Origin of the sequence: Mitsuaria sp. 7, assembly GCF_001653795.1 — a bacterium.
Lineage (GTDB): Bacteria > Pseudomonadota > Gammaproteobacteria > Burkholderiales > Burkholderiaceae_C > Roseateles.
Map to the genome: position 1 here is coordinate 2,579,790 of NZ_CP011514.1, position 17,452 is coordinate 2,597,241.

Genomic DNA, 17,452 nt, shown 5'->3' on the forward strand with positions numbered 1-17,452 from the left:
CCGTGCGCGCGGGAGCACCTCGACAGTGGGGCTCTCCGCAAAGGCGCGGAGCATAGGACCGGCGCCTCGCCCGAACGGGGCGTGCAAACCATGATTCGAAAAGGCGGCGTCGGAGCATCGGAAAAACCGATGCAGGGGTGGTGCCCTCAGAAACTCCGACTCATTTCGTCATCCCCATCGCCGCTTCCATCTGCGCTGGATCAAACACCCGTCCCGCCTTGATCGTCTTCACCACCTGCCGCAGCGCGGCGATGTCCTTCAGCGGATCGCCGTCCAGCAGCACCATGTCGGCCTGCTTGCCTGCGGCAATTTCGCCGCGTTGTCCCGCCACGCCCAGCACCTGCGCCGGCGTCAGCGTCGCCAGGCGCAGCACCTCCGCGTTGGGGATGCCGGCGCGCACGTAGAGCTCCAGCTCGCGGTGCAGCGTGTAGCCTGCGAAGGCGTCCGTGCCCGGCATCAGCGTGACGCCGCCATCGTGCAGCCGCTTCACCAGCTGCAGCAGCCGCGGCAGCGCCTGCCGGTACGCTTCTTCCTTGCCCGGCGGCACGGCCACCGCGCCGGAGAGCAGCCGCCGCCGCACGGTCGGCGGGAAACGCTCGACCATGCCCTTCAGCGCCGCCGGCGGCTCGCCCGGCGCGCCCGAGTACAAGCCCTCCAGGATCGCCACCGTCGGGTCGAGCACCGTGTGTCGACGTCGCATTTCCGCGATGAAGCCCGCCACCGGCGCGCTGTCGAGGTCGAGCTGCAGCAGCTTCTCCGCCATCACCGTGTAGCGGTCCTTGCCGCGCGTATCGGCGACCTCGGGGAAAAAGTTCAGCACGATGAAGTTCAGATGCTGGATCTCGTCCGCGCCCGCGTCGATGAACTGCCCCGCCCGCATGAACGCCGGCACGTGGCCGCTCACGCGCAGCCCGCGCGCATGCGCCATGTCCGCGATGGGGCGCACCAGCTCCGGCTTGAAGGACGAATAGATCTTGATCTGCTCGTAGCCGCGATCGGCGTACCAGTCGACCGCCTTGCGCGCCTGCTCGACCGTCTCGACGCGCACGTCGGTCGGACCGGCCAGCGGGCCGACGCCTTCGACGATGCCGGCCTTCACCACGCGCGGGCCGAGCTCGGTGCCCGCATCGAAGCGCTTCACGCGCTCGATCAGCGGCAGGTTGTCGTTGGCCATGTCGCGCGCGCTGGTCACGCCCGCGATCAGGTCGAAGACGCCGTCCGTGCCGGAGAAATGCTGGTGCACGTCCCACAGGCCCGGCATCAGGAACCGGCCGGCCGCCTCGATGACTTCGGTGCCGGCCGGCGCGGGTGAGCCGTCGTCGGGCTCGACGCGCACGATGACACCGCCGCGGATCAGCACGCGCATGTCTTCACGCGCAGCCAGGTCGCGCGGCTCGAACAGCCGTGCATGACGGATCAGCAGGTCACCCTGCGGCACATGCGTCATCCGCTTGGCGAGGTCCGCGGACCAGCGCTTGTCCGCATCGCGCTGCGCCGTGGACAGCCGCGGCAACGCCGGCACGTCGCGCGCTTCCAGGACCTCGAACCAGTCGTCGATCACGGCGGCGGTCTGCTGGCGCTCGTCCAGCCACACCGCCACCGGCGTGAAGTCGATGCCGGAGATCAGATGCAGCGTCAGTCGACGTCCACCCGCAGCGATCGTCGGGCCCTTGGTGAGCGTCGCCTCGCCCGCCGGCAGCAGGGCCAGTCGTTGCCCCGGCGCCTTCAGCAGCGCGCGGGCCAGCACACCGGTGAACTCCGGCGGCGCGTTGGCGGGCAGGTAGAACGCACCCGTCTCCGGCCACGCCGCACCGCCCTGCTCCACGCGGTTCTTCCAGGACGCCTTGCCGTCGGCACGGTCGAAGCGCTCGGTGAGCGGCACCTTCCAGTAGTCGTTGCCTTCGGCCTCGTAGCGCAGCGGCAGGCCGCGCGCATCGAGCGTCCAACGCGCGCGGATCTGATCGCCGCGGCCGCGCTCGCTGAAGGCGTAGTCGACCAGCACCTCGTCGCCCTGGCGGCTCAGCGCCTGGCGGCCGACAGTCATGCCGTGGATCTGGACCTGCGACAGCAGCGCTTTCGCGCCCGGCAGCACCTGCGGCGCGGGCAAGGCGACCTGGGCCGCCTGCGCATCGGCGGCCGTCGGCGCCCATTGGCGCTCGTGATCGTCGTGCGCGCGGGCGGTCGGCGCCCAGAGCGCCGCGCACAGGGTCGCGCACAGGGCCGCCAGCAGCGTGAATCGGTAGGTCGTCTTCATTCCCAGGTCTCCGTCATCAGCCGGCGGAAGTTGCCGTGCAGGATCTTCTCGATGCGCGCCGCGCGGTGGCCGCGCGCCGACAGCAACCGCGCCAGCCGCTGGTACTGGTCCGGTCCGCACAGGTCCGGCAGGAACAGCCACACGTCCGCCGTCTCGCCCGGCGCGCCTATGCCCAGGCTGCGGCGCAGCGCGATCTCTTCCTCGAGGTGCCTGCGATAGGCGGCCATGTCGTCGTAGTGCGTGCTGCCGCCGTCGGATCCCAGACCGACATGATCCTCGCCGCAGATGTCGATCGCGTGCTCCAGATGCGCGATCAGATCGTCGGCATGCGGCTGGCCGCTCAGGCGCAGGTAGGGCATGAAGTAGAGCCCGACCACACCGCCCCGCTCGGCGAGCAGCCGCAGCTCGGTATCGCTCTTGTTGCGCGGATGATCGGCGATCGCGCGGCAGCCGGTGTGCGTGATCGCGACCGGACGCGTGGCCAGACCCAGCGCGTCCAGGCAGGTGCGCTCGCTGCTGTGGCTCAGGTCGACCAGCACGCGCCGCTGCTGCAGCCGCTCGACGACCTCGGCGCCGAAGGCGCTGAGGCCCTCGTCGTCCGGCACCGTCGCGCCGCAGCCGACCGCGTTGCGACCGTTGTAGGTCAGCTGGATCACCCGCACGCCCAGGTCGGCGAAGTGGTCCACGGCCGCCACGTCGGCGCCCAGCATCTCCGTGTTCTGGAAACCGTAGATGACGCCGATGCGGCCGTCCCGGCGCGCGGTGGCGAGGTCCTCTCCGGTGCCTACCTTCAGAAGTTGCGGATGCGTGCCGATGAAGGCGTCCCAGCCGGCGATGTCGCGCTCCGTGGCGGCGCGCGGATCGTCGCTGCCGGCGACATGTCCCAGCGTCACGTTGACCGCATAGAGCCCCGACGCCAGCGCGTCGTCCAGCGAGCGCTCATCGACGTCCTGCGCGCTGCTGGCGTAGGCCATCGCGCGACGGTCGCCGGGAGCCGGCTGCGAGCCTGGCTGCGAATGCGATTGCGAACTCGGCTGCGAACTCGGCTGCGAACTCGGCTGCAGTTGCCGGTTTGGGTTGTCCAGGACACCCAGCGCATTCAGGACGGGCAGCAACGAGGGCTTCATGGGTGCGTGGACGGCAGGTGCTTTGAGGGATGATCGCGCTTATTGCCCCGCGGTCTCCGACGCCCTGGACGAGATTCCCGGACGGGACCGCCGACAACTCTAGAAGATTATTCTAATCATGCCCACGAAGACCGCCAAGGCCGTCGCGAGGACCGAGCAAGTACTGAAGGTCGCCTACCCGGACGACCGCGCCGAGACCAAGCGGCTGATCCTGGCGCAGGCCCTGTCCGCGTTCAACGCCCGCGGCATCGAGGCCACGACGATCGACGACCTGCGCGCCGCCAGCGGCCAGAGTGTGGGCACGATCTATCACCACTTCAAGAACAAGGAAGGCGTGGTCGCGGCGCTGCTGTTCGCGGCGGTCGACGACCAGAGCCGCGCCATCGCGGCGCGCATCGGCGGGCTGGAGGACAGCCATGCGGTGGTCGACGCCCTGATCACCGCCTATGTGGAGTGGATCACCGAGCATCCGGACCTCGCGCGCTTCTATTTCATCGCCCGCGAAGTCGTCGCGGGCGGGCCGTTCGGCGACGAGCTCCGCGCGCGGATGGCGACCCGTTACGGGCCGATCGACGCGTGTTTCGCGCGCGACGTGAAGTACGGGCGGGTGATGCCGCTGCCGGAGGAGCTGATCCCGGCGCTCGTGCTGGGTGCGGCGGAGTGGTACAGCCGTTCGTGGCTGGCGGGACGCCGGCTGGCGAGCCCGGCGGATCGCGGGGCGATCCTGGCCGAGGCCGCCTGGCGGTCGATCGCCCGGCACATCTGAGCGGCGCCGCGACTGCTGCCTCAGCTCACCGCACATCGCCTGGGGTCAGGTATTGAGCCGGCGCAGTGCTTCCAGGAACCGACCGGCTGCGATATCCGACGGCCACGGCTCCCACGGCGTTCCGCCATACGCGGCCTGCAAGGGATCCACGTCCAGCACCGGGTGGGTGATGCCCAGCACCTCGCGCACCTCGCGCTCGGACCAGCCCGTGCAGCGCACGGCTTCGGTCGCGGCGGCGGTGCTGTCGGCGCGCTTGTGCGTCGCGTGCGTTTCCGGCGTCCACGCAGGCAATTGATACCGGATGGCGATCGCCATCAGCAGCCTGTCGCCGACGACTCGGAACGGCTCGCCCAGCACGCGCTTGAGCGGCGAGATGCAGTCGAAACCGAGGAAGCCTTCCTCCGCGTCGTGCAGGAGCTCGGCGCGCTGGAGCGCGGGGGACAGCGGTTCGCCGTCCTCTTCCGCCCATTGGCGGCGCAGCGCGAGCACCAGCAGCGAATGCTGCGCGACCGACAAGGGCCAGGGCCAGACGGATTCACCGCCCCAGCGGTAGGTGCGAGCCAGGCGCAGCGCGAGGTCCTCGTCGGTCCACGCGTCGGGAGACGGATTGATCAGGTCGAGCGCGGCCCCGGAGGGCAGGCGGATCCAGGCGCGGGGGCTGTCGGTCATGCGATCGACTGTAGCGAGCGCCGGAGCGCCCGCTGTCAGCATGGAATGCATCCGGGACGGCCGAACGAATCGCCACCCGGAGGGCGCAGCGGCACCGGGCCGCCGCGCGCTCAGTCCATCTGCTCGCGCAGGGCCTTGGCCTTGGCGCGGTAGAACTTCGCCGAGGCGGCGTTGCCGGCCTTCTCGAAGCGGTCGGCGACGGCGGTCGCGGCCTTCGCGCCTTCCTCGAAGGCCTGGATGAACACCTGGCGGTCTTCGCTCGGGACGAGCTTGCCCTGCTCGAAGCGGCCGGCCATGAAGCCCTGGTCGGGGATGTCGACGACGCCCAGCGCGAGTTCCCCCTTGGCCACGCGGCCGAGGAACATGCGCTTCACGGCGGCGCCCTGCTGCTCCTTGAGCACGCCCAGGCCGTCGGCCTTGTCGGCGGCGCAGGCGCCGTCCCAGCGCGCCGAGCCCGCGGCCCAGCCGTCGGGCGGCGTGCTCACGTTGCAGGCGGCCAGCGAGGGCTGGCAGGCGGCGGTCATCACCAGGCCCGACAGGGCCAGCACGCGGAAGACGGAGATCAGACTGGGCTTCATGACGACGAGTATCCACGCAGCGACGCACCCCGGTGGGAGCGCGTCGCGGAGATTGAAACAACGGGTGTCGCGGCAAGCGGCACCCCAGGGGGCCGGAACCTGCGGTCGACACCGGCGATCGCAGCCGCCGGCGGACCGGCGGTCGGACGTCGATCGCTCAGGTCAGGCGCGGCGCCCACTGGGAGACCAGCGAGCGGCTGGCCTCGAAGTGCATCGCGTCCTCGGTGCGGAACGCGGCGCCCCAGTACCAGCCGTGGCGGTTGAAGATGGGCGCGATCAGCGTCAGGCCGACCTGCACCTTGCTGTCGCCGCGCTTGTCCAGCACGCCGTTGAGGGTCAGGTCGATCGCCGTGCCCCAGGAGTGGTTGGAGATGCCGGTCGTCGAGCCGCGGATGTTGCGGCAGCAGAGCATGCCGGCGGTGCCCAGCGCCGCGTACACGGCGGGCTGTTCCTTGCGGATGTCTTCCATCACGGCGGCCAGGCTGTCGACGGCCAGGTCCAGGCCGGTCGCGCGGAAGGGGCCGACCGACTTCGACACGATGTGCTTCTTCAGCTTCTCGTTGGTCAGCGGCTGGCAGTCCTGCGAGTACGAGTGACGCGGCTGGCCCAGCGACTGGACCATGTAGGTCGACGACACGGCCACCAGGCCGGGATTCATCGTGTGCGCGTCGGGACGCGGCACCAGCGTGGTCAGCAGCGCGCGGGCGCTGCCGGCATCGCCGCTGGCCGCGACGTGCTGCGGCGTCGCGGCGGAGGTGCTGCCGGCGCTGGTGGCCGGTGCCGAGGTGGCCGTGTGGGTGGCCGCGGGACGCGACGCGGCCGCGTTGGCCGGGCGGGAGGCCGCAGCGGGCGCCACGCGGGCGGCCGGCGACGCGGCGTGCGTGCTGGTGGCCGGGGCGGCGGCGCTCAGGCGCTTCAGCGTGCTGCCGTTGGGATCGACGCGGCCATCGGGCTTGCTCATGAAACCGCGCTGGAAGCGCAGGATGCCGTCGACCGTCAGCGGGCCGCACAGGCCGTCGACGCGGCCGCGGTAGAGCTGACGGGCCGTCAGCAGACGCTGTACGGATTCGACGTCGGCCTTGCGGTTCTTGCCGGCGGCGCCGACGGATTCGATGAGATGAGCTTGCACGCGAGGATCCCCTTGCTGTCGAAATCTGATGGCCAGCGCATTCTGGGCATCGGCCTCCGATCGCGACATTGACCAAGGTCACCCCGACCGTCCGGCGTCCCTCGCAGCTGTGACGGGCCGTAACGCGGAGCGCCCGAAAGGCGCGGGGCGCCCGCTCAAGCCGCGGCTGCGGCGCCCACCAGTTCGCAGAAGCGCGCCATGTCGACGTTGCCGCCGCTGATCACGATGCCGACGCGCTGGCCCTTCAACTGGTCCTTCATCGCCTTCGCGGCGGCGAAGCCCAGGCAGCCGGTCGGCTCGACCAACATCTTCATCCGCGACGCGAAGAAGCCCATGGCGTCGACCAGTTCCGCGTCGGTGGCGGTGAGGACGTCGTCGACATGCTGGCGGATCAGCGCGAAGGTGATGTCGCCGAGGTGCGGCGTCTGCGCGCCGTCGGCGATGGTGCGCGGCGTATCGATGGTGACGATGGTCCCGCTGCGGAACGACTGCTGGCCGTCGTTGCCCGCCTCGGGCTCGACGCCGTACAGCTTCGCCTTCGGCGACAGCGCGCGGGTCGACAACGCGGTCCCCGACAGCAGGCCGCCGCCGCCCAGCGGCGTGAAGACGGCGTCGAGCGCGCCGACCTCGTCGAACAGCTCCTTCGCGGCGGTGCCCTGCCCCGTCAGCACGTCGGGGTGGTCGAACGGCGGGATGAGGGTCAGGCCGTGCTTCTCGGCCAGGTCGCGGCCGATCTGCAGGCGGTCCTCGGTGTAGCGGTCGTAGAGGACGATCTGGCCGCCGTAGCCGCGCGTCGCGGCGATCTTGGCCGCGGGCGCGTCCTTGGGCATGACGATGGTGGACGGCATCCCGAGGATGCGCGCCGACAGCGCGATCGCCTGCGCGTGGTTGCCCGACGAGAACGCGACCACGCCGAAGCGGCGCTGCTCCGGCGTGAAGCGCGACAGCGCGTTGAACGCGCCGCGGAACTTGAAGGCGCCCATGCGCTGGAAGTTCTCGCACTTGAAGAACACCTGCGCGCCGAACAGCTCGTCGACGGTGCGCGAGGTCAGCACCGGCGTGCGATGCGCGTGGCCTTCGATGCGACGGGCGGCGGCCTCGACGTCGGCGTAGGTCGGAAGGGCCACCGGCGTGGCGGCGGTGTGGGACGTGGCGCTCATCTCTGCTCCTGAACGAAGGGCCGGGCCATCATGCCGCAGCGCTGTATCGAAACAGTTTCAGGCCTGCCATACACCGTAGCCCGCCTCGCGCAGACCGATGGCCAGCTCGACCTCCATCTCCCGCGCCGCCTCATAGGGCATCGGGTTGTAGACCTCGTACAGCTGCGGCAGCAGGCGCAGGCCGTAGTCGAAGACGTAGCGGTTGGACTGGATGCCGGCCTTGTGCTTGTCGAAGCGCAGGTCGGGATCGAGCCCCGTCATGCCGACGTACACGAAGGGCATGCCGAGCCGGTAATCCGGATTCGCCTTGCGGAAGCGCGGCTCGTTCCAGACCTGGTCGGCGAGCTCGACGACGTAGACGTAATGGTGATGGCGCTTCTCGCGCGGCGCCTTGACGGCGGGTTTCGCAGCCGGCTCCCTGGGCGTCTTGGCAGCAGGCTTCGCGACGGTCTTCTTCGACGCCGCGACAATGGTCTTCTTCTTCCGCTGCCCGCCCTCGCCCGCCATGCCGCTGTCCCCTTACCTCGATACCGCCCCGGTGCTCGCCGAGCGCGTCTTCGTCCATGAATCCGCCCAGGTGATCGGCGACGTCACCCTCGGTCCCGACAGTTCGGTCTGGTGCAACGCGGTGCTGCGGGGCGACGTGAACCGCATTGTGATCGGCACCGGCACCAACGTGCAGGACCTGACGATGGGGCATGTCTCGCACAAGCACCCGAAGAAGCCGGAAGGCTCACCGCTGATCATCGGCGACCACGTGACGATCGGCCATTCCGTCATCCTGCACGGCTGCCGCATCGGCAACGAGTGCCTCATCGGCATGGGCAGCATCGTGATGGACGACGTCGTCATCGAGGACCGCGTGATGCTGGGCGCCGGCAGCCTGGTGTCGCCGGGCAAGGTGCTCAAGAGCGGCCACCTCTACATGGGCCGGCCCGCGATGCCCGTGCGCGAACTCACCGCCGACGAGATCGCCTACCTGAAGTACTCCGCCGAGCATTACATCCGGGTGAAGGACAACTACCTGGGCGCCTGAACGGCTTCTCATGGACCAGTCCAGCCTCTTCGACGACCTCGACCCGCCCGCCGACGCGCTGCCCGAAGGCATGGCGTATCGCTCGGGCTTCCTGTCGCCGGACGAGGAAGGCGCGCTGATCGCGTTGATCCGCTCGCTGCCGCTGGAAGCTGCGCAGTACAAGGAATACACCGCGCGACGCCGCGTCGTCAGCTACGGCGGCAGCTTCGACTACGACACCAACCGGCTGCGCCCGGCGCAGTCGCTCATCGAGGAACTGCAGCCGCTGCGACAGCGCGTCGCGGAATGGGCAGGCATCGCACCGGAGGCGCTCGTGCATGCGCTGGTGGCCGAGTACTCGCCCGGCACGCCGCTGGGCTGGCACCGCGACGTGCCGGACTTCGAAGAGATCTTCGGCGTCTCGCTGGGCGCGTCCGCGATGCTGCGCTTCCGTCCCTATCCGCCCAATGCGCCAAATGGGCCCAAGCGCGCCGACGTCATCAAGGTGAGCGTCGAGCCGCGGTCGATCTATGCGCTGCGAGGACCGTCTCGATGGGCGTGGCAGCACAGCGTCGCGCCGGTGGAGCGGCTGCGTCGGTCGATCACGTTCCGCACCGCGCGGCGGGATCGATGAAGGCGCCCATCCGCTGATCGCACGACGATCGGCGCCTCGGCATCGCCGCGCTTGACCGTGTTCGCGCGACGCCACTACGATGACAACCGCTCCGCAGTCGTTTCGTTCCGAACTGATCTGCACCGGGCCGTAAGCGTTTACGTCAGCCAACGCGCAACCCCACTGGCACTCCGACGCCTCAGCGTCGTGCCGGCTTGCGCACAGGCATACCATGACCACGCTTGCTACGACCGTCCGTTCCACGCTCAACCATCTGAGCTTCCCCTCCCACGACGTCCCCGCGACCGCTGCCTTCTTCGAGCAGTTCCTCGGCTTTGCCGTGCTCGCCATGGGCAGCAGCCGCGTCGTGAAGAAGGACGCCCTCGACATCGTCCTCGAGGACGCCCGCGATCGCGACGTCACCTGGCCCGGCAACTTCCACATCGGCGTCGAAGTCTCGACGCTGACGGACCTCGAACGCATCCACGCCGACATGCTCGTCGCGGGTGTGCCGATGGAAACGAAGCTGATCTCGCATGCGCGAGGATCGCGCTTCTTCTGCTGGATGCCGGGGCGGCTGATGCTCGAGGTCAACACCCGCGAGGACGCGGCACCGGAATTCCGCCGGACCTTCGCGAGCCAGCAGGGCTGAGGCTCGACGACCCGCCTGCAGGCGGGTGACCGAAGGCGGAGGACCAGGCAGGCGGCCTCAAGCCGCCGGCTTGGCCTTCTTCGGCTTGGCGGCCGCGTCGTTCAGCGCCGCGGCCGCCTGGAACAGCGCCTTCAGCGCCGTCTCATCGATCTTCTCGCCCTTGCGGATGTCGATGGCGCGGCGCGCATTGCCGTCCAGGCTCGAATTGAAGAGCTTGCCCGGGTCCGGCAGCTTCGCCCCCTTCGCGAAGGTCATCTTCACGACCTCCTTGTAGGTCTCGCCGGTGCAGATCTGGCCGTTGCGCTCGAACACCGGCGTGCCTCGCCACTTCCACGTCTCCTCGACACCCGGCACCGCCTCCTTCATCAGCTTGCGCAGGCGCGCGAGCATCTCGCCGCGCCAGTCGCCGAGCTCGGCGATGCGGGCATCGATCATCTTGGAAGCGTTCACGCCGGGGACGTTGTCGTCGCTGGGCGCGGCGCCTCCGAAGGTGCTCTTGGCGACCGGCTTGACCGCCTTCTTCGCCACATACGTCGCGGCGTGCTTGGCGGAGAGCTTGGCGGCGCCCGTCGCGGGCTTCTTCTTCGGAACGGTGGTGCTGGGCATTCGAGTCTCCGGGGTCAGTTCTTGAGCTGCTGGATACGGATCATGTTGCCGGCCGGGTCGCGCACGCCGAAGTCGCGCACGCCGTAGGGCTGGTCGATCGGCTCCTGCACGATCTCCGCGTCCCGCGACTGCAGGCGCTGGAAGGTCTCGTCCAGGTCCTTCGCCCCCAGCAGCAGCATCGCGTAGGTGCCCTTGGCCATCATCTCGGCGATGGTGCGCTTCTCCTCGTCGGTGAGGCCGGGCGTGGCGTTCGGCGGGAACAGGACGATGGAGGTGTCCGGCCTGCCCTTGGGCCCGATCGTGATCCAGCGGTTGCCGCCGAAGGCGACGTCCTTGCGGATCTCGAAGTCCAGTCCATCGCGGTAGAAGGCCAGCGATTCCTCGGGGTCGGTGTGCGGCAGGAAGGTCGAGTGGATGGTGATGTCCATGTCTGTCTCCAGATGAATGATTCCAGGGGCTGATGTCAGCGGGGTTGGCGGCCGTCGCCGCCCAGGTCCGAACCCTTGGAACGCAGTCTAGGGGGACGATTTCTCCGGCGCTTCTCGATTCCTGATCGGACGCGTCACCTGCTTGGCGACGCAGGACGGCAGGCCTTCGGTGTCGGCCGCGGCGTCGCGGCGGTAGACGCTGGGCGGCACGCCCACCAGCTCGGTGAACCGGGTGCTGAAGGTGCCCAGCGAGGAGCAGCCGACCTCGAAGCAGATCTCGGTGACGCTGAGGTCGCCGCGGCGCAGCAGCGCCATGGCGCGCTCGATGCGGCGGGTCATCAGGTAGGCGTAGACGGACTCGCCGTAGGCCAGGCGGAACTGCCGGCTCAGGTGGCCGGCCGACATGCCGATGCCCTGCGCCAGCGCCTCGACGTCCAGCGGCTGGGCGTACTCGCGGTCGATGCGGTCACGGACGCGCCGCAGGCGAGCAAGGTCGCGCAGCCGGGTGCTTGGAGGATCGTCGGGCGCAGCGTGCATCCGGACATCGTACTCAGCTCTACTGCCACCACCGCTGGCCCTCACCCCCACCCTCTCCCGCAAGCGGGAGAGGGAGTCCGGCCGGATCGACTCGCGGCGCCTGATCCTCTTGCTCCTCTTGCTCCCTCTCCCGCTTGCGGGAGAGGGCGGGGGTGAGGGCCAGCGGTCTCGCCACTCCGCCGTCGTCCGGACCCCGGTTCCCGTGCATCAAACCGTCGCTTCGTTCCGCTATCCTTCGCGGCTCAATCGAACACCCAGTGGAGGGGGTCATGACCATCTCGGAGCGCACGGAAACCTTTTTCGGCAAGACCGTCCAGGACTACGAGGGCGGTGCCGTCACCGGCGGCCCCGGCGTGGTCCACCGGCTGGTGCTGGACTACGACGACGACCGCAGCCTCGTGGCCCTGCTCGACGAGTACCTCGCGCAGGTCGATCCCGGCCAGCTCGAAGCCCTGATCCTCGGTCGCTGGAATGAACCGCACGACGACGGTCCCGACCCCGTCCTGGACCGCCTCGCCGAACTCGCGCCGCAACTCCCCAGGCTCAAGGCGCTGTTCGTCGGCGACATGACCTACGAGGAGTGCGAGATCTCCTGGATCATCCAGGGCACGCGCTACGGCCATCTGCTGCAGGCCTTCCCCCAACTGGAAGTGCTGCGCATCCGCGGCGCCACCTCGCTGGAATGGCAGCCCCTGACCCACGCCAACCTGCGCGAACTCACCATCGAGAGCGGCGGCCTGCCGTCGGAGATCGCCAAGGCGCTCGCCGAATCCTCGTTCCCGGCGCTGACCCACCTCGAGCTGTGGCTGGGCACTGACGGCTACGGCTTCGACGGCGACGTCGCGCTGTACCGCCAGGTGCTGGCGACACTGCGCACGCCGACGCTGCGCGTGCTCGGCCTGCGCGACTCGGAGATCGCCGACGACCTGGCCGTCTGGCTGGCCGGTGAATCCTGGGTCGCCTCGCTGTACACGCTGGACCTGTCCCTCGGCACGATCGGCGACGCCGGCGCCAAGGCGCTCCTTGCCAGCCCGCACGTCGCCTCGCTGAAGCGGCTGGACCTGTCGCACCACTACATCTCCGAGCCGCTGCAGGCGCAGCTGCGCGCGGCGATCCCCGGCGTGGTGCTCGACGATGCGCAGGACAGCGGCGACGACGACGACCGCTACGTCGCCGTCGGCGAGTGAGCCGGAGCGTCCGCATGACCCGATGGGTGGTGCTGGGCGTGGGCGACGGCAAACGCGCGCGCGGCCTGCAGGCCGCCGCCGCGACCGCCGGCGTGCCAGTGCAGGTCGTCGAATGGCGGGACTGGCTCGCCGGCTCCCCCGCCCTGCCCGATGCGTTGCGGACGCCGTGCCGCTTCAAGGTCGAGCCGCCGGGCGACGATCCCCAGGCTCACCTCGCGCTGCTGCACCTGGGCTGCGAGCGCCTCGGCCGGGCGCCCTGCCCCGCCCCCGAGCGCGGTGAGCTGGTGGGCGCCGATGCCTGGTTCGCCGGCTTCGAAGCCGCAATGCAGCGTCTGACGGCGCTGCTCGCGGAGCGACCGTTGGCCGAGCCCGTGAACGCCCCCGACGAGATCGTCGCCATGACCGACAAGCTGCTCTGCCAGCAGCGCCTGCGCGAACACGGCATCGCCACCGCCCCGCTGCTGGGCGCGGTGGACGGCTACGACCACCTCGTCGCGATGCTCGATCGCGAGGACCTCGATCGCGTGTTCGTCAAATCGCGCTACGGCTCCTCGGCCGCCGGCGTGATCGCCTACCGCCGCGGCGCCGGCCGCCAGCAGGCCACCACCTCGGCGCTGCTGCACGACGACGGCCAGCGCCTGTTCAACGTCAAGCGGCTGCGCGCCTACCAGCGCCCCGACGAGATCCGGCGCGTCATCGACCTCGTGGCCGCCCAGGGCGCCTACGTCGAGGCCTGGCTCCCGAAGCCGCGCGCCGGCAGCGGCCATTTCGACCTGCGCGTCGTCACCTTCGCCGCGCGGGCCGCGCACCGGGTGGCGCGGGTGGGACAACGGCCGATGACCAACCTGCACCTGGACAGCGAGCGCGCCGATCCCGCCCGGCTGATGCCGTCGCACGACCTGTCCGCCATGGAAGCGACGGCCGAACAGGCCGCCCGCGTGTTCCCGCGCGCCGGCATCGTCGGCTTCGACCTGGTGGTGCGCCGCGGCGAGGCGCGCGTCCTGGAAGCCAATGCCTTCGGCGATCTGCTGCCTGGTCTGCTCTGGCAAGGGCGCGACACCTACGCCACCGCGCTGACCTGATCCGATGAGCCATCCGCAGAGTCCTCCGATGAGCCCTCCGATGAGCGATCCGATGAGCCAGGACCTCGACATGAACCGCGTGGTCGGCACCCACGACCTGGTGCTGATCACCTTGGACACGCTGCGCTTCGACGTCGCGCAGGACCTGTTCGAGCGCGGCGAGCTGCCGACGCTCGCGCGGCATCTGCCGGCCGGCGGCTGGGAACGCCGCCATTCGCCGGGCAGCTTCACCTACGCGGCCCACCACGCCTTCTTCGCCGGTTATCTGCCCACGCCGGCGGCGCCCGGTCGTCATGCCCGGCTGTTCGCGAGCGCCTTCCGCGGCAGCGAGACCACCGGGCGGCGCACCTTCGCCTTCGAGGAGGCGTCGCTGCCCGAAGCGCTGGCGGCGCGCGGCTATCACACGATGTGCATAGGCGGCGTCGGCTTCTTCAACAAGCAGAACGCGCTGGGCCGGGTGCTGCCGGGGCTGTTCGCCGAGAGCCACTGGAATCCCTCGCTCGGCGTGGGTCGGCGCGACTCGGCCCGGCGGCAGGTCGCGCTGGCCGTGGAACGCTTGAACGCCGTCGAGGGTCGGGTCTTGCTGTTCATCAACGTGTCGGCGCTCCATGCGCCCAACCGCGTGCACCTGCCCGGCCGCGACGAGGACTCGATCGAGACCCACGCCGCCGCGCTGCGCAGCGTCGATGCGGCGCTGGCCCCGCTGTTCGAGGCCTGCGCCGCGCGCGCGCCGACCTTCGTCATCGCCTGTTCCGATCACGGGACCGCCTACGGCGAGGACGGCCACCACGGCCATCGCGTCGCGCACGACGTCGTGTGGACCGTGCCCTACGCGCAATTCTTCCTCGGGAGTTCCCAGTGCTGAAGACGCTGTCCCTGGCCGATGCGATGCGTCGCGGGGCCTACCAGACCTACTCCTACAGCTATCCGCACAAGAGCGCCTACCGGGCGCTGGCGGCGCCGCGCGCGCTGGACGCGCTGTGGGCCGCGGAGGACCGCTCGGCGCTCTTCGCCTATGTGCACCTGCCCTTCTGCACGATGCGCTGCGGCTTCTGCAATCTCTTCGCGATGGCGCAGCCGGACGACGCGCTGGTCGACGCCTACGTCGACGCGGTGGTGCGGCAGATGCAGGTGATGGATCGCGTCCTCGGCGAGCGGCGCTTCGCGCGTCTTGCGCTGGGCGGCGGGACGCCGACCTTCCTCTCGGCGGGTCAGCTCGAGCGGATCTACGCGGGCGCCGGGCGCTGGCTGGGCATCGATCTCGCGGCCACGCCGTCGGGCATCGAGGTCTCGCCGGAGACCGTCACGCGCGAGCGCCTGCAGGTCTGCCGCGCCATGGGCGTGCGGCGCGTCAGCATGGGCATCCAGAGCTTCGCCGAGGCGGAGATGCGGGCGCTGGCGCGACCGCAGCAGAACCGCGTCGTCGCCGAGGCGATCGCGGAGATCCGCCACGCCGGCTTCGAGGTGATGAACCTGGACCTGATCTACGGCATCGCCGGCCAGACGCCGGCGAGCTGGCTGGCGTCGCTCGACAGCGCGCTGGCCTTCGCGCCGGAGGAGCTCTACCTGTACCCGCTCTACGTGCGCGCGCCCACCGGCTTGGGCAAGCTGGCGATCCGGCGGGCCGATCAGCTCGGAGCAGGCGGCGGAATCAGCAGCGGAATCAGCGGGGAGGTAGCCGGCGGAATGGGCGACGGCAAGGGCGGCGAGGATCTGCGCCAGACGCTCTACCTGCTCGCGCGTGATCGCCTGCGCGCGGCCGGCTACCGCCAGGTCTCGATGCGCATGTTCCGCGCGCCGCATGCGCCGCAGGACGACGGCCCGGTGTACTGCTGCCAGGACGACGGCATGGTGGGGCTGGGCGCGGGCGCGCGCTCCTACACACGCACGCTGCACTGGTCCACCCACTACGCGGTCGAGCGCGCCGCCACGCGCGACATCGTGCAGGACTTCATCGCGCACGACGACGGACAGTTCGCGCACGCACGCTACGGCTTCGAGCTGGACGGCGAGGAGCAGCGGCGACGCCACGTCATCCAGTCATTGCTGACCGAGCCGGGCCTGTCGCACGCGGCCTATGCGCAGCGCTTCGGCGCCGATGTCCTGGACGAGCTGCCGCAGCTGCGTGAACTGGTCGCCCTGGAGCTGGCGGACGACGATGGGACGCTGCTCGCGCTGAACGAGCGCGGCATCGCCTACGCCGACACCATCGGGCCGTGGCTCGCCTCGACGCGGGTGCGCGGGATGAGTGCCGGCGACACATGCTGACCCTGCCCCTGCAGACCCCGCCCCTGCTGACCCTGCTCTACCGGGGCAGTCTGGAGAGCTGCAACTACACCTGCGGCTACTGCCCGTTCGCCAAACGGCGCGACTCGCGGGCCACGCTGGCGCGCGACGCGGCCGAAGTGGCCCGGTTCGTCGCCTGGGCGGCCGGCCAGACACGGCCGCTGCGCGTGCTGTTCACGCCCTGGGGCGAGGCGCTCGTGCGGCGGCACTACCGCGAGGCGATGCTCGCGCTGGCCGCGATGCCGCACGTGTCCCAGGTCGCTCTCCAGACCAACCTGTCCGGACCGCTCGCCTGGCTGGCCGACGCGCCGGCGGGCAAGTTGTCGCTGTGGTGCACCTATCACCCCGGCCAGACGACGCTGGCGCGCTTCGTCGAACGCACGCAGCGGCTGGATGCGATGGGCGTGCGCCATTCGGTGGGCGTGGTCGCTCGGCGCGAGCATTACGACGACATCCATGCGCTGCGCGCGGCGCTGCCGTCGGGCAGCAGCGTCTGGCTCAACGCGTACGACCGGCGCGGGCCGGGGTACTACACCGCGGACGACCTCGCCTGGATGGAGGCCATCGATCCGTGGTTCGGACTGCAGCACGCACCGCCGCCGTCGCGCGGCGCGGCATGCCGTGCCGGGTCCGAGGTGCTGTCGGTCGACGGCGACGGCGAACTGACCCGCTGCCACTTCATCCCGCAGCGCCTGGGCAACCTTTACGCGGATGCCCTCGACGAGGTGCTGAAGGAGCGCCGTTGCAGCCGCCTGCGCTGCGATTGCTTCATCGGCTACGCGCATCGGCGCGACCTGCCCTTGCACGAGCAGTTCGGCGACGGGCTGCTGGCGCGCATCCCGATCGCGGCGACACCATGATCGTGTGGTTCACTGGCCGCCCGGCCGCCGGCAAGACGACGGTCGCGACCGCGGTGGTCGAGCGTCTGCAGGCGCAGGGACGATCCGCGCAGTTGCTCGACGGCGACGTGCTGCGCCGAGAGATCAGCCAGGACCTGGGCTTCTCGCGGGCCGACCGCGACGAGCAGGTTCGCCGCGCGGCCATGGCGGCGCGCGCGCTGGCCGACACGGGGGTCGTCGCGGTGGTGGCGCTGGTGTCGCCGTTCCGCGAGGCGCGTGCGCACGCACGAGCGTTGTGTGCCCCGCACGCGTTCCTCGAGGTGTACGTCGACGCGCCGCTCGACGTCGCCGAGGCGCGCGATCCGAAGGGCCTGTACCGACGCGCCCGCCGCGGCGAGATCGCCGAATTCACCGGCATCGATTCGCCGTACGAGACGCCGGAGTCACCGGACCTGCGACTGGATGCCGCGGCGCTGCCGCCGGCATCGCTGACGGACGAGGTCATGCAGCGACTGCGCTGAGCG

The 17,452-nt window shown here is 70.3% G+C and carries 20 protein-coding genes; 10 read left to right on the plus strand and 10 right to left on the minus strand.

What is annotated here, in order from left to right; translation table 11 throughout:
• Window positions 1–160: 160 nt before the first annotated feature.
• Together ABE85_RS11390 and ABE85_RS11395 are read right to left on the minus strand one after the other, a co-directional pair.
• On the minus strand, window positions 161–2,254 hold the full coding sequence (locus ABE85_RS11390) for an amidohydrolase family protein (protein WP_067274153.1): 2,094 nt from the start codon (window positions 2,252–2,254) through the stop codon (window positions 161–163).
• A complete protein-coding gene (locus ABE85_RS11395) occupies window positions 2,251–3,381 on the minus strand; it encodes a dipeptidase (protein ID WP_067274157.1) in 1,131 nt (376 codons plus the stop codon). Before ABE85_RS11395 ends, ABE85_RS11390 begins: the two co-directional genes overlap by 4 nt.
• 118 nt (window positions 3,382–3,499) lie before the next feature.
• Between ABE85_RS11395 and ABE85_RS11400 the strand changes: the two genes are divergently transcribed.
• The gene (locus ABE85_RS11400; protein WP_067274161.1) at window positions 3,500–4,147 is read left to right on the plus strand and encodes a TetR/AcrR family transcriptional regulator; all 648 of its coding nucleotides are present in this window, start codon (window positions 3,500–3,502) and stop codon (window positions 4,145–4,147) included.
• Between the two features lie 45 nt (window positions 4,148–4,192).
• Here the strand turns inward: ABE85_RS11400 and ABE85_RS11405 are convergent, their stop codons facing one another.
• The 5 genes from ABE85_RS11405 to ABE85_RS11425 form a co-directional block, all read right to left on the minus strand.
• On the minus strand, window positions 4,193–4,816 hold the full coding sequence (locus ABE85_RS11405) for a phosphohydrolase (RefSeq protein ID WP_067274164.1): 624 nt from the start codon (window positions 4,814–4,816) through the stop codon (window positions 4,193–4,195).
• 110 nt (window positions 4,817–4,926) lie between these two features.
• Entirely contained in the window at window positions 4,927–5,394 is a 468-nt protein-coding gene (locus ABE85_RS11410) for a hypothetical protein (protein WP_067274168.1), read from the minus strand.
• A 157-nt stretch (window positions 5,395–5,551) separates the two neighbouring features.
• Window positions 5,552–6,523, minus strand: coding sequence for a M15 family metallopeptidase (locus tag ABE85_RS26945; RefSeq protein ID WP_197507301.1), 972 nt, complete (start codon window positions 6,521–6,523; stop codon window positions 5,552–5,554).
• Window positions 6,524–6,678: 155 nt separating this feature from the next.
• Complete coding sequence (locus ABE85_RS11420; protein WP_067274171.1) at window positions 6,679–7,683, minus strand: threo-3-hydroxy-L-aspartate ammonia-lyase; 1,005 nt, start codon at window positions 7,681–7,683, stop codon at window positions 6,679–6,681.
• A 57-nt stretch (window positions 7,684–7,740) separates the two neighbouring features.
• Entirely contained in the window at window positions 7,741–8,154 is a 414-nt protein-coding gene (locus tag ABE85_RS11425) for a hypothetical protein (RefSeq protein WP_067282500.1), read from the minus strand.
• 34 nt (window positions 8,155–8,188) lie between these two features.
• Here ABE85_RS11425 and ABE85_RS11430 point away from each other — a divergent pair, with 34 nt between their 5' ends.
• From ABE85_RS11430 to ABE85_RS11440, 3 genes are all read left to right on the plus strand, one after another.
• Entirely contained in the window at window positions 8,189–8,719 is a 531-nt protein-coding gene (locus tag ABE85_RS11430; RefSeq protein ID WP_067274175.1) for a gamma carbonic anhydrase family protein, read from the plus strand.
• A 10-nt stretch (window positions 8,720–8,729) separates the two neighbouring features.
• Window positions 8,730–9,332 (plus strand): alpha-ketoglutarate-dependent dioxygenase AlkB, encoded by a 603-nt coding sequence (locus ABE85_RS11435; RefSeq protein WP_067274178.1) that lies wholly within the window; start codon window positions 8,730–8,732, stop codon window positions 9,330–9,332.
• A gap of 211 nt (window positions 9,333–9,543) precedes the next feature.
• Window positions 9,544–9,963, plus strand: coding sequence for a VOC family protein (locus ABE85_RS11440; protein ID WP_067274182.1), 420 nt, complete (start codon window positions 9,544–9,546; stop codon window positions 9,961–9,963).
• A gap of 57 nt (window positions 9,964–10,020) precedes the next feature.
• Here the strand turns inward: ABE85_RS11440 and ABE85_RS11445 are convergent, their stop codons facing one another.
• The 3 genes from ABE85_RS11445 to ABE85_RS11455 all read right to left on the minus strand — a co-directional run bounded on the left by ABE85_RS11445 (window position 10,021) and on the right by ABE85_RS11455 (window position 11,534).
• Window positions 10,021–10,398, minus strand: a complete 378-nt coding sequence (locus tag ABE85_RS11445; protein WP_197507358.1) for a DUF1801 domain-containing protein — start codon at window positions 10,396–10,398, stop codon at window positions 10,021–10,023.
• Window positions 10,399–10,583: 185 nt separating this feature from the next.
• Window positions 10,584–10,997 carry a VOC family protein gene (locus ABE85_RS11450; RefSeq protein WP_067274186.1) on the minus strand — a complete coding sequence of 138 codons (414 nt, stop codon included), beginning with the start codon at window positions 10,995–10,997 and terminating at the stop codon, window positions 10,584–10,586.
• An 87-nt stretch (window positions 10,998–11,084) separates the two neighbouring features.
• Window positions 11,085–11,534, minus strand: coding sequence for a helix-turn-helix transcriptional regulator (locus ABE85_RS11455; RefSeq protein WP_067274190.1), 450 nt, complete (start codon window positions 11,532–11,534; stop codon window positions 11,085–11,087).
• 269 nt (window positions 11,535–11,803) lie between these two features.
• Here ABE85_RS11455 and ABE85_RS11465 point away from each other — a divergent pair, with 269 nt between their 5' ends.
• Genes ABE85_RS11465 through cysC form a run of 6 tightly spaced genes read left to right on the plus strand, consistent with a single transcriptional unit; the run spans window position 11,804 to window position 17,449 of the window.
• Window positions 11,804–12,721, plus strand: coding sequence for an STM4015 family protein (locus ABE85_RS11465; protein ID WP_067274196.1), 918 nt, complete (start codon window positions 11,804–11,806; stop codon window positions 12,719–12,721).
• 14 nt (window positions 12,722–12,735) lie between these two features.
• Window positions 12,736–13,803, plus strand: coding sequence for an STM4014 family protein (locus tag ABE85_RS11470; RefSeq protein ID WP_067274199.1), 1,068 nt, complete (start codon window positions 12,736–12,738; stop codon window positions 13,801–13,803).
• 40 nt (window positions 13,804–13,843) lie between these two features.
• Complete coding sequence (locus ABE85_RS11475) at window positions 13,844–14,668, plus strand: STM4013/SEN3800 family hydrolase (RefSeq protein ID WP_231993283.1); 825 nt, start codon at window positions 13,844–13,846, stop codon at window positions 14,666–14,668.
• Window positions 14,662–16,071, plus strand: a complete 1,410-nt coding sequence (locus tag ABE85_RS11480; RefSeq protein ID WP_231993284.1) for an STM4012 family radical SAM protein — start codon at window positions 14,662–14,664, stop codon at window positions 16,069–16,071. The genes ABE85_RS11475 and ABE85_RS11480 overlap by 7 nt, the downstream gene beginning before the upstream one ends.
• A complete protein-coding gene (locus ABE85_RS27520; RefSeq protein ID WP_067274205.1) occupies window positions 16,065–16,949 on the plus strand; it encodes an STM4011 family radical SAM protein in 885 nt (294 codons plus the stop codon). Before ABE85_RS11480 ends, ABE85_RS27520 begins: the two co-directional genes overlap by 7 nt.
• Complete coding sequence (cysC, locus tag ABE85_RS11490) at window positions 16,946–17,449, plus strand: adenylyl-sulfate kinase (RefSeq protein WP_067274209.1); 504 nt, start codon at window positions 16,946–16,948, stop codon at window positions 17,447–17,449. The genes ABE85_RS27520 and cysC overlap by 4 nt, the downstream gene beginning before the upstream one ends.
• The last annotated feature ends 3 nt before the right edge of the window (window positions 17,450–17,452 follow it).

What these genes read in the sequence shown, in the direction of transcription:
- ABE85_RS11455 (WP_067274190.1), bottom strand. Translation starts at nt 11,534, where the DNA reads ATGCACGCTGCGCCCGACGATCCTCCAAGCACCCGGCTGCGCGACCTT.
- ABE85_RS11435 (WP_067274178.1), top strand. Translation starts at nt 8,730, where the DNA reads ATGGACCAGTCCAGCCTCTTCGACGACCTCGACCCGCCCGCCGACGCG.
- ABE85_RS27520 (WP_067274205.1), top strand. Translation starts at nt 16,065, where the DNA reads ATGCTGACCCTGCCCCTGCAGACCCCGCCCCTGCTGACCCTGCTCTAC.
- ABE85_RS11465 (WP_067274196.1), top strand. Translation starts at nt 11,804, where the DNA reads ATGACCATCTCGGAGCGCACGGAAACCTTTTTCGGCAAGACCGTCCAG.
- ABE85_RS11400 (WP_067274161.1), top strand. Translation starts at nt 3,500, where the DNA reads ATGCCCACGAAGACCGCCAAGGCCGTCGCGAGGACCGAGCAAGTACTG.
- ABE85_RS11420 (WP_067274171.1), bottom strand. Translation starts at nt 7,683, where the DNA reads ATGAGCGCCACGTCCCACACCGCCGCCACGCCGGTGGCCCTTCCGACC.
- ABE85_RS11430 (WP_067274175.1), top strand. Translation starts at nt 8,189, where the DNA reads ATGCCGCTGTCCCCTTACCTCGATACCGCCCCGGTGCTCGCCGAGCGC.
- ABE85_RS11410 (WP_067274168.1), bottom strand. Translation starts at nt 5,394, where the DNA reads ATGAAGCCCAGTCTGATCTCCGTCTTCCGCGTGCTGGCCCTGTCGGGC.
- ABE85_RS11395 (WP_067274157.1), bottom strand. Translation starts at nt 3,381, where the DNA reads ATGAAGCCCTCGTTGCTGCCCGTCCTGAATGCGCTGGGTGTCCTGGAC.
- ABE85_RS11390 (WP_067274153.1), bottom strand. Translation starts at nt 2,254, where the DNA reads ATGAAGACGACCTACCGATTCACGCTGCTGGCGGCCCTGTGCGCGACC.
- ABE85_RS11440 (WP_067274182.1), top strand. Translation starts at nt 9,544, where the DNA reads ATGACCACGCTTGCTACGACCGTCCGTTCCACGCTCAACCATCTGAGC.
- cysC (WP_067274209.1), top strand. Translation starts at nt 16,946, where the DNA reads ATGATCGTGTGGTTCACTGGCCGCCCGGCCGCCGGCAAGACGACGGTC.
- ABE85_RS11405 (WP_067274164.1), bottom strand. Translation starts at nt 4,816, where the DNA reads ATGACCGACAGCCCCCGCGCCTGGATCCGCCTGCCCTCCGGGGCCGCG.
- ABE85_RS11445 (WP_197507358.1), bottom strand. Translation starts at nt 10,398, where the DNA reads ATGATCGATGCCCGCATCGCCGAGCTCGGCGACTGGCGCGGCGAGATG.
- ABE85_RS11475 (WP_231993283.1), top strand. Translation starts at nt 13,844, where the DNA reads ATGAGCGATCCGATGAGCCAGGACCTCGACATGAACCGCGTGGTCGGC.
- ABE85_RS11450 (WP_067274186.1), bottom strand. Translation starts at nt 10,997, where the DNA reads ATGGACATCACCATCCACTCGACCTTCCTGCCGCACACCGACCCCGAG.
- ABE85_RS11470 (WP_067274199.1), top strand. Translation starts at nt 12,736, where the DNA reads ATGACCCGATGGGTGGTGCTGGGCGTGGGCGACGGCAAACGCGCGCGC.